At 52.6% G+C, this 10,017-nt stretch carries 12 protein-coding genes and 2 pseudogenes; all 14 read left to right on the top strand.

The window, feature by feature from the left end:
* A pseudogene (locus tag CPT76_RS16415) lies at window positions 1-202 on the top strand (CheY-P-specific phosphatase CheC); the annotation flags it as partial.
* Complete coding sequence (locus tag CPT76_RS16410; protein WP_076168100.1) at window positions 195-692, top strand: chemotaxis protein CheD; 498 nt, start codon at window positions 195-197, stop codon at window positions 690-692. The pseudogene CPT76_RS16415 and the gene CPT76_RS16410, both read left to right, overlap by 8 nt.
* A gap of 2 nt (window positions 693-694) precedes the next feature.
* The gene (locus tag CPT76_RS16405) at window positions 695-1,093 is read left to right on the top strand and encodes a hypothetical protein (RefSeq protein ID WP_105443620.1); all 399 of its coding nucleotides are present in this window, start codon (window positions 695-697) and stop codon (window positions 1,091-1,093) included.
* 12 nt (window positions 1,094-1,105) lie between these two features.
* A complete protein-coding gene (locus CPT76_RS16400; protein ID WP_105443619.1) occupies window positions 1,106-1,894 on the top strand; it encodes a FliA/WhiG family RNA polymerase sigma factor in 789 nt (262 codons plus the stop codon).
* A gap of 30 nt (window positions 1,895-1,924) precedes the next feature.
* Window positions 1,925-3,334 carry a flagellar assembly protein A gene (locus CPT76_RS16395; RefSeq protein ID WP_105443618.1) on the top strand — a complete coding sequence of 470 codons (1,410 nt, stop codon included), beginning with the start codon at window positions 1,925-1,927 and terminating at the stop codon, window positions 3,332-3,334.
* Between the two features lie 246 nt (window positions 3,335-3,580).
* Window positions 3,581-3,892 (top strand): hypothetical protein, encoded by a 312-nt coding sequence (locus CPT76_RS16390; protein ID WP_105443617.1) that lies wholly within the window; start codon window positions 3,581-3,583, stop codon window positions 3,890-3,892.
* A gap of 45 nt (window positions 3,893-3,937) precedes the next feature.
* A complete protein-coding gene (locus tag CPT76_RS16385) occupies window positions 3,938-4,525 on the top strand; it encodes a hypothetical protein (protein WP_181152878.1) in 588 nt (195 codons plus the stop codon).
* On the top strand, window positions 4,522-5,157 hold the full coding sequence (locus CPT76_RS16380; RefSeq protein ID WP_105443616.1) for an endolytic transglycosylase MltG: 636 nt from the start codon (window positions 4,522-4,524) through the stop codon (window positions 5,155-5,157). The genes CPT76_RS16385 and CPT76_RS16380 overlap by 4 nt, the downstream gene beginning before the upstream one ends.
* Window positions 5,158-5,363: 206 nt before the next feature.
* Window positions 5,364-6,062 (top strand): 30S ribosomal protein S2, encoded by a 699-nt coding sequence (gene rpsB, locus CPT76_RS16375; RefSeq protein ID WP_105443615.1) that lies wholly within the window; start codon window positions 5,364-5,366, stop codon window positions 6,060-6,062.
* Between the two features lie 151 nt (window positions 6,063-6,213).
* Window positions 6,214-6,864: a translation elongation factor Ts gene (gene tsf / locus CPT76_RS16370; protein WP_076168081.1), complete on the top strand. Its 651-nt coding sequence runs from the start codon at window positions 6,214-6,216 to the stop codon at window positions 6,862-6,864.
* A 201-nt stretch (window positions 6,865-7,065) separates the two neighbouring features.
* Complete coding sequence (gene pyrH / locus CPT76_RS16365) at window positions 7,066-7,794, top strand: UMP kinase (RefSeq protein WP_076168079.1); 729 nt, start codon at window positions 7,066-7,068, stop codon at window positions 7,792-7,794.
* 34 nt (window positions 7,795-7,828) lie between these two features.
* The gene (gene frr / locus CPT76_RS16360; protein WP_105443614.1) at window positions 7,829-8,347 is read left to right on the top strand and encodes a ribosome recycling factor; all 519 of its coding nucleotides are present in this window, start codon (window positions 7,829-7,831) and stop codon (window positions 8,345-8,347) included.
* 71 nt (window positions 8,348-8,418) lie between these two features.
* Window positions 8,419-9,186 (top strand): undecaprenyl pyrophosphate synthase, encoded by a 768-nt coding sequence (locus tag CPT76_RS16355; protein WP_105443613.1) that lies wholly within the window; start codon window positions 8,419-8,421, stop codon window positions 9,184-9,186.
* Window positions 9,187-9,207: 21 nt separating this feature from the next.
* Window positions 9,208-10,009: pseudogene (locus tag CPT76_RS16350) on the top strand (phosphatidate cytidylyltransferase).
* Window positions 10,010-10,017: the final 8 nt, after the last annotated feature.

Raw genomic sequence — 10,017 nt, 5'->3', positions numbered from 1 at the left:
TGGCCTGGCGATGGGCATGGCCGGCGCCGTTCTGAGCTACGGGCTGCTCCAGTTTGGCCAAATGGGCGACGATGCGCTGCTGATCGATACGACTTTTCTCGAGGGCGATCATGAGGTGGAAGGGAAGTTCTTTCTGATCCCCGATCCGGACTCGTTCGCGAAAATTTTTCAAGCCCTGGGAGTGCCTCTAGAGAATGATTGAAGAGCAAAGCATCGTTAAAGTAGGCATGGCCGACATGAACGTCGTGCGCGATCCCGGGGTCATCCGCACGCTGGGCCTCGGATCATGCGTCGGAATTACCCTTCACGACCCTCTGCTCAAAATTGCGGGTATGGCTCATATTATGCTGCCGTCCTCAGACATTGCCCGTGAAGGGCAGCTGAATATCGCCAAATATGCGGATACCGCAGTGCCTGCCTTGCTGGAGCGGCTGGTGGCCATGGGTGCCTCGCCTTCCAGAATTGTCGCCAAGATGGCCGGAGGATCGCAAATGTTCCTGATGGCCGGTACCGGGGATACGATGAGAATCGGCCCCAGGAATGTGGAATCATGCAAAATGATGCTGTCAAATCTTCATATCCCGTTAATCGCCGAAGACACGGGCGGAAGTCACGGACGAACCATTGAACTGGATTCAGGCAGCGGAATCCTGTCCGTGCGCAGTGTACAAATGGGTATAAAGGAATTGTAGCCATGAAAGGAAATTTGTTGTTTAACCTTGTGTTTGGTGCTGTCGGATTCGTGCTGATGCTGCTGATCTCGATGGGAAACAACCTGTTTATGACCAGCTTGATCAGAGGGCTGATATCCTTTGTCATCTGGTTTCTGCTCGCCTTTTTGCTCCGCTGGGTATGGGGTGTGGTCAGCGTTCCCGAAGCGGAGCAGGAGGCAGCAGCCGAACAGGAGCGGGGTGCCCGGTTCGATGTGACGACCCCGGATGAGAGCGATGAGTTAAATGATCTGTTGACGCCGAAGCCCGCCTCCGTTCAAGAGGATGGGGGAGGCTTTACACCACTCAATCCGCCGAAGCTGGTTTCGGCGAAAGATCCGGAAGAACTGGCGAAAGCCGTTCGACACCTGTCAGAAAAATAGGGGGTGGGGGAAATGAGCGAGCGCAAAGCTTCTCACCTGAATCATGCCGAGCTCTGGGAGCAATGGAAAGAACATGGAAATATTGACGCAAAAAAGTCCCTGATCGAGAAACACCTCCACATTGTGGAATATGTTTCCAGCCGCCTTGCCATCGGCCTTCCAAGGAATGTTTCCAAGGATGATCTGGCCAGCAACGGCGTCATGGGCCTGATCGATGCTATTGACAAATTTGACTATAAACGCGGACTACAGTTTGAGACCTACGCTTCTTTCCGGGTAAGGGGAGCTATTCTCGATTCTCTGCGGCAGGGGGACTGGGTGCCCCGTTCCGTCCGGGAGAAGGCCAAGCGGATCGAGGACGCCTATCAGCAGCTCGAACAGAGGCACCTGCGGACGGTGACGGACTCGGAGATGAGCGAATATTTAAACGTGTCCGAGAAAGATTTTCACCAAATGCTCCAGGAAGTTGCCGTGATGTCGCTCTGCTCGCTGGAAGACCCGATCCGCGAGGAGGAATCCGAGACGCGTCTGTCCGTGATGGTCGACGACAAAGCCAAAAATCCGGATTACAAAGTGAACGAGTTTTATTTGCGGGAGTCTCTCGTCAAAGGGATTGAGAAGCTTACCGAGAAAGAAAGAACCGTCGTATCCCTGCTGTATTATGAGGACTTATCTTTAAGCGAAATCGCAGAAGTCATGTCACTTTCACCTTCAAGAATATCCCAGCTTCATTCCAAGGCCATTTTACGGCTGCGCGCAACGCTGGAGAAGAACCGGGATTTACTGATGCAAAACGATTAACCGTTGCACGAGTAGAAAGGAGGAAAACGATTGACAGCTCCAATCGCGCTTGAAACCTATTTGGATATTACCTTTTCGGAGGATAAAAGCGTCGCCTATCTGCAGTTCTCCAAGCGTTCCGAGGATTTTGAGGTGACGGAGGAAGAGCTTCAGCTCTTTTTGAGGAGCCATCAAGTCCAGTTCGGCATGGACCAGGCGGTCCTGAGCCGGATCTGCAGCCATCCTCAGGAGTACATGTTTGGACGGACCGCGATTGCCTTCGGTGAGCAGCCGGTCAGCGGTAAGGACGGCCGGATCGAGTATGCCTTCAACCTCAGAGATGACAAGGAGCACAGGCCGCTCGAGACCGAAGACGGCAGAGTGGACTATAAAGAACTGATCAGTCTCAACAATGTCATGAAGGGCCAGCTGATCGCCAAACGGATTCCGCCCGAGCCTGGCAAACCGGGACTCAGCGTTACCGGGGAAATGATTCCGTTCAAGCCCGGCAAAGAAGCCTATTTTAAGGTAGGAAAAAATGTGGTGGTCGACCCGGAAAACACAGCCATGTATGCCGCCATCGACGGCCTGATCGCCACGACGGATAAAGGAAAAATCAACGTTTTTCCCGTCTATGAGGTGAATGGGGACGTGGATTACAGTGTGGGCAACATCGACTTTGTCGGTACCGTGGTCATTCGTGGGAACGTTCTGACCGGATTCCGTGTGAAAGCGGCAGGGGATATCCGCGTGGTCGGCGGCGTAGAGGGCGCGGAGCTGGAAGCGGAAGGGTCCATTGAAATTACGAGCGGGATCATCGGTTACAACAAAGGTTATGTGAAAGCGGGCCAACATGTAAAAAGCTCTTTCATCCAGGACGGCAACGTCATCGCCGGGGAAGATGTCATCGTCTCGCAGAGCATCATGCACTCCAACATCCGGGCAGGAAGAAACGTACTGTGCAACGCTACCAAAGGGCTGATCGTCGGCGGTGTCATTCAGGCGGGAGAGCGGGTCATTGCCAGAACTATCGGCAACAGCATGTCCACCATGACGACGATTGAGGTGGGGGTTCTGCCGGAGCTAAGAAACGAGCTATCCGAACTGCGGGGCAAGATCAGGCAGCTGGCGGAGGCGCAGGACAAGACGGACAAGGCATTGTATTTGTTGAATCAGCTGGCTGCTTCAGGACAGCTACCGCCCGACAAGATGGCGCTTAGGCTCAAACTGAACGCCACCAAGAAATCGAATGACCGGGAGCAGATGGAAGCGAAAGAACGTATACTGGAAATCGAGAAAACATTGGAAGATTCAGTGCGGGCCCGCGTTGACGTCGTGAAAGTGGTCTACGGAGGCTCTAAAATAGTTATCGGCAGATACACCAGATTTATTAAGGACCCGGCGGAACGGGTTTCATTTTATTATCATGAGGGCGATATTACGATGGCTCCGTACATTTAATATAAAGTGCGAGTTCAAAAAGGTCGGGTTTTGGCCTCGATTGGTTTTCTTATAATATCAGAAAGTATAAACATCCAGATCCATTGCTTCATGATATTGCAAGAAAAATTACCTTTAAACGCGGTCTGTCTTCCTTGAAGGTACGTCGATAGACGGTTTCTTATCAAAAGCGGTCTTTTTGAACAATCTCTAAAAAGAAGCAAAGTACTCTGGATACGATTCCTATCGATAAGAGGAGGAAGACGAATGAGTATGAAGGCGGTTGAAATGCAAATTGCGATCCCACGGACCAGCGAGGCCGGGAAGGTGCAAAACGAGCTCCAGCACCGGCCTGCACAGGATCAGCAGTTTTTGGCCGAACAGCAGCTTAAGGAAACAGCGGAAATGAGCAAGCGCAGCGAATCGGTGGACGAAGCGGCGGACGCCGCCGTTCGGGATGAGGGCGGACGGAACAAGCATCGGCGTAATCAAACCGATAGTCCATCGGCAGGGGAGCATGAGGACCTGCAAAATGCGCAGCACCCCTTCAAGGGACATCATCTGGATGTTTCCCTATGATCCGTTGCCCCGTCATGAATTTTACAGTCAAAGGAGAACCGCTACTTGGAACCTTGGTTAATCGTTGTTATATTGGGCGCTGCCGCGTTGGTGTATGCCATGATGCTTCCTAAGCGGAAGGAGGAGCAGAGCCAGCAGGGCAGCGTGGTCAAGCAGGTCGAGGCTACACTGGAGCAGTACATGGCCGAAATTGAAAATGAAAACGTCGAGCTCGTCGAGCTGGTTTCCCAAATGAAGCAGGATATGGCGGCCAAGCAGCTGTCCCAGCAGGAACAGCTGTCGGAGATGCGTCAGCGGCTCGTTTCGCTTGAACAGCAGGTTGTGCAGCAGGATGCCAGGCTTTCGCAAATGGAGAGCCTGCCTGCCGGACAGGCCACGGTTAGCCGTGAAACGGCCGCGGCCGTGGAGCCGGGAGCTTTCCTGGAGCCAGCAGCTGGTGCAGATCTAGAGGGTCAGAATGGAACGGAATCAACGCTGCCTGAGCAGCAGCCATCGATCAGGGACAGGTACCCGGAGCTGTTCGAGTTGTACGACACAGGCAAATCCATTGATGCGATTGGAAAAATGACCGGCATGCACCGCGGCGAAATCCAGTTGATTCTTCAGCTTGCGAAACAGGAGGAGACGCTGTGATCAGAAATCGGACATTCATGATGGGACTCGGCTTGGGTCTCCTGCTTGGAGCCCTCCTGCTGCAGCTGATGATCCTTGGGCAGGGTACCGGCCGCCCGGCCGGAGAGGCTCCGTCAGCTGCCAGCCTGACGAAGGAAGAGCTTGAGCAGCAGGCGGAGACGATGGACCTGAAGGTCGTCGGCAAGGAGGACAAGCTGATGACCGAGGAGGAGTGGAAGCAGCAGATGGTTGAGCAGAGCTCGGTTCCCAAAGGAGACGCAGCGAAGGCGCCAAAGGCCGCGGACGCGGGCAAACAGCCGGCCCAGCCGGATAAGCCGCAGCAGCCTACCGCTTCTAAGCAGCCGCAGTCGGTCACTCCGGGATCCGGTGAGGCTTCAGCAGCCAAGCAGCCGCAAACGCCTTCTATGCCGGCGGCCAAAGCGGTTGAAGTGAAAATCGCCAGCGGGAACAACTTGGAAGACGTCGCCGGCAAGCTGGAGAAGGCGGGGGTCATCGCCGACGCCGACCAATTCGTGCAAAAAGGCCGATCGCTCAAGATCAGCACGAAAATCCAGACCGGCCAATACACGTTTTCACCCGGCGAGGAATTCAGTTCCATCATCGCTAAAATTACGACAAAACCGTCACGCTAACGACAATCGGCTGGACGGTTTTTTGCATGTAAAAAAAGCCGTCCCTTAGGCGTTGCATCGAGCTTTTAGATATGGTATATTAAATGACGGTGTTAAAACACACGCTGTCGGATTTCGTAAAGGGTGCTTTCCATATGGAGAGTCTTGACGGGAAATGAAAGCAGCGGAGGACACAATAAAAAACCAAACTTAGGAGGTGTGTGAAGATGGCAGTTATCTCCATGAAGCAGCTTCTCGAAGCTGGCGTTCACTTCGGTCACCAGACACGTCGCTGGAACCCGAAAATGGATAAATATATCTTCACTGAAAGAAACGGAATTTACATTATTGACCTGCAAAAGACAGTTAAAAAGGTCGAAGAAGCTTTTAACTTCGTGAAAAGCGTGGCAGAAGAGAACGGAACAATTCTTTTCGTCGGCACGAAGAAACAAGCCCAAGACTCCGTCAAAGAAGAAGCAGAACGTTGCGGTATGTACTACATCAACCAACGTTGGCTCGGCGGAACGCTGACTAACTTTGAAACGATCCAAAAACGGATCAACCGTTTGAAAGAACTCGAAAAATGGGAAGAAGACGGCACATTCGCTGTTCTTCCTAAGAAAGAAGTCATCCTTCTCCGCAAAGAGAAAGATCGTCTTGAGAAATTCCTGGGCGGCATCAAGAACATGAGAGGCCTGCCAAGCGCCCTGTTCATCATCGATCCGCGCAAAGAGCGCATCGCGGTTGCCGAAGCCCGCAAATTGGGTATCCCAATCGTAGGTATCGTTGACACGAACTGCGATCCGGACGAAATCGACTACGTTATTCCTGGTAATGACGATGCGATCCGTGCCGTTAAGCTGTTGACTGGCAAAATGGCTGACGCTGTGGTGGAAGCTCACCAAGGCGAAGAAACTTCTGCCTAAGTTCCGACAGTTACGTAATATAGACATGAATTAAATGAAAAGGGTGGTTGGTAGGTGGATAACCTCTCACTGCCCTTTTTTTAAGATGAAAACAAAGATCAGGTGTGACGCCTGGCTGAAAAATTAGCATCCTATTTGGAGGGAATATTCGATGGCAGTAAGTGCTAGTGCGGTAAAAGAACTTCGTGAAAAAACAGGCGCAGGTATGCTCGATTGCAAAAAAGCGCTGGAAGAAGCAAACGGTGATATCACCAAAGCAACAGAACTCCTTCGTGAAAAAGGTCTGGCTGCAGCAGCAAACAAAGCTGGACGCGCAGCTACGGAAGGCGTTGTAGAAGCTTACATCCACGCCGGCGGAAGAATCGGCGTTCTGGTTGAAATCAACTGCGAAACCGACTTCGTTGGTAAAACAGACCAGTTCAAAGAGTTCGCTCGCGACATCGCGATGCATATCGCAGCTTCGAGCCCGCGTTACGTTTCCCGCGAAGAAGTGCCTCAAGCAGAAGTAGAGAAAGAAAAAGAAATCTTGAAAGCCCAAGCTTTGAACGAAGGCAAGCCTGAAAAAATCGTTGAAAAAATGGTTGAAGGCCGCATCGGTAAATACTACGAAGAGTTCTGCCTTCTGGAGCAATCCTTCATTAAGGATCCGGACAAAACGATTTCTCAGCTGCTGAACGAAAAAATCAGCACCATCGGCGAAAACATCTCCATCCGCCGCTTTGTTCGTTACGAACTGGGCGAAGGTCTTGAGAAAAAAGTCGACAACTTCGTTGAAGAAGTTATGGCGCAAGTTAAACAATAAGAGCCCTTTTTTTGCGGCATCTATAACTAGAACAAGAGAAGAGCGGAACACGCAGTGTTCCCTCTTTTTTAAAAGGGCAGACGTTTTTTTCTGAAGAGAATGACATCGGTTTGGTGTGGTGTTTACCGGATAGGGCCCGCCGAACGTTAGTTGCAGCAACTGGCGCCATATGGTGATGTCTTTAAAGTGGAGGGTAAACATTTGGAACAGCCTGTATTTAAACGAGTTGTCTTGAAGGTCAGCGGGGAATCCCTCGCAGGTCAGAACGGTTATGGTATCGATGCGGAAACGATCGGATCCATTGCAGAGCAAGTCAAAGAAGTGGTGGATCTTGGCGTTCAGGTTGCAATCGTCTGCGGCGGCGGCAACATCTGGCGCGGCATCGCTGGCAGTTCCAGCGGGATCGACCGCGCGACAGCCGACTACATGGGGATGCTCGCGACGGTCATGAATTCGTTGGCGCTTCAGGATGCCCTGGAGCAAATCGACGTGCCGACGCGCGTACAGACATCGATTGCCATGCAGCAAATTGCAGAGCCTTATATCCGCCGCAGAGCGATCCGTCACCTGGAGAAAGGCCGCGTGGTCATTTTTGCCGCAGGAACGGGTAACCCGTTCTTCTCGACCGATACAACCGCTGCCCTGCGTGCGGCTGAAATCGAGGCCGAAGTGATTCTGATGGCCAAAAACAAAGTGGACGGCGTGTACTCCGCCGATCCGTTCAAAGACAGTACGGCCGAGAAATATGAACAGCTTACTTACATGGACGTGCTGAACAAGAATCTGGGTGTGATGGATTCCACGGCATCATCCCTCTGCATGGACAACAACATTCCGCTGATCGTATTTGCTGTTACCGAGCAAGGGAACATCAAACGGGTCGTTTTGGGTGAAAAAATCGGAACGATTGTTAAAGGGAGCGTAGACTAATGCCAGAAACGGTAAAAAACACGCAGAAGAACGCATGGAAAAAGCCATCGGCGCTTTGAAGAGAGACCTCGCCACACTGCGCGCCGGCCGCGCCGCCCCGGCACTGCTTGACCGGATCCAAGTGGAGTATTATGGAGCGATGACACCGGTGAACCAGCTGGCCAACATCAGCACGCCGGATCCGCGCACGCTGCTCATCCAGCCTTGGGACAAATCTTCGCTGGCCGATATCGAAAGAGCGATTATGAAGTCCGACCTCGGACTTACGCCAGCCAATGACGGCAACATCATTCGTCTTTCGATTCCGCCGCTGACCGAAGAACGCCGCACGGAACTCGTGAAATTGACGAAGAAGTTCGGCGAAGAGGCGAAAGTGGCGATCCGCAACATTCGCAGAGATGCCAACGACGACATCAAAAAGATGGAGAAAACCGATATTTCTGAGGATGAATCGCACCGTCATCAGGAAGACATCCAGAAGACGACGGATAAATTTATTGCGGAAGTCGACAAGGTGCTCGTAGCTAAAGAAAAAGAGATCATGGAAGTATAAGAGACTTGCGGCCCCTCCTTTTATGGTGGGGTTTGTGTCTTTTTTGCAGAAACCCGCTTGGAGGAACTAGAATGATCAAACGAGTTCGATCGTGGTGGAAACAGAAGGACTCGCAGCTTTTGCCAGAGCGATCCATGGACAACGTTCCTGAGCATGTGGCCATCATTATGGACGGCAACGGGCGTTGGGCCAAAAGTCGCGGGCTGCCGCGAATCGTCGGGCACCAGACCGGGATGAAGGCAGTGAAGCGGGCAACCATAGCTGCCGACGAGCTGGGCATTAAATATTTAACGCTGTATGCTTTCTCTACGGAAAACTGGAAGCGTCCCAAAGACGAAGTCGACTTTCTGATGCGTCTGCCGCAGGAATTTCTGGCGATCGAGTTGGACGAATTGATCCAAAAAAATGTGCAGGTCCGCATGATGGGTGACCGCGACGGTCTGCCGAAGCACACGCTGAATGCCATGGAGGAAGCGATGCGCCGGACGGCCGGCAATGACGGGCTTGTCCTCAATTTCGCCCTCAATTACGGCAGCCGCAAGGAAATGACGGATTGCATGAAGGAACTGGGCAAACAGATTCAGGAAGGCAGGCTGTCGCCTGACGAGATTTCCCCGGAGCTGATCGACCGTCATTTGCTGTCGGGAGGCATGCCGGATCCGGACCTCATTATCCGGACGAGCGGCGAAATGCGGCTCAGCAATTTCATGCTGTGGCAGCTCGCGTACAGCGAAATGTGGTTTACCGATATTTACTGGCCTGAATTTAACCGAAATCATTTATACGAAGCGGTTGCTGAATACCAGCGCAGAACGCGTCGATACGGCGGACTGACTTAGCCTGATGGGGGATGAATACCGTTGAAACAACGACTGATCACAGGAATTGTTGCGGGTGTCGTTTTTCTGGGATTTTGCCTGCTTGGCGGCCTGCCGTACCACATTCTAGTCCTGGCGATGGCAATGATCGGATATTATGAATTTGTAAAAATGACCCGGGTATCCCCGTTTAGCGGTACGGCCATGCTGGGATACCTGGGCGTGCTTGTATTTATGTTCCCGTGGAAGCTGCTGGATATCAGCTTTCCGCTTCCACTCGGGCACGTCATCTGGCTGCTTCTGTTCCTGTTCCTGCTGGTGACCGTCGTTACCAAAAAACAAGATGGACATTCAGATGATCTCCCTGCTCTTTCTGGGATCCGTTTATGTGGGCGTCGGCTTTTCGTACATTGCTGAATCCCGCAGCGCCCCGGACGGGCACGGGGTGTTTTGGACGTTTTTGCTGCTGGTGTCGATATGGGCGAGCGATGCGGGAGCGTACTTCGTGGGCAAATGGATCGGCAGCCACAAGCTGTGGCCGGCGATCAGCCCGAATAAAACGATCGAAGGCGCCCTTGGCGGTGTGGTGATCGCCATGTTGACATCGGCGGTCTTTGCGCTTCTGTCGGGCGGTCTGCTCACGATCGGACGAGCGCTGGCGATCGGCCTGGCATGCGCGGTGGCCGGTCAGCTTGGGGATCTGGTCCAATCGGCGTACAAGCGTGTATACGGCATCAAAGATTCGGGAAATCTGCTGCCGGGTCATGGGGGGATCCTGGACCGCTGCGACAGCTGGATTATCGTATTTCCGTTCGTACATATCATGATGCTGATGCCTTATTAATACGAGAG

It is taken from the genome of Paenibacillus sp. AR247, assembly GCF_002968895.1.
GTDB classification, from domain to species: domain Bacteria; phylum Bacillota; class Bacilli; order Paenibacillales; family Paenibacillaceae; genus Paenibacillus_AQ; species Paenibacillus_AQ favisporus.
This window is presented reverse-complemented; position numbering and strand designations above follow the sequence as displayed.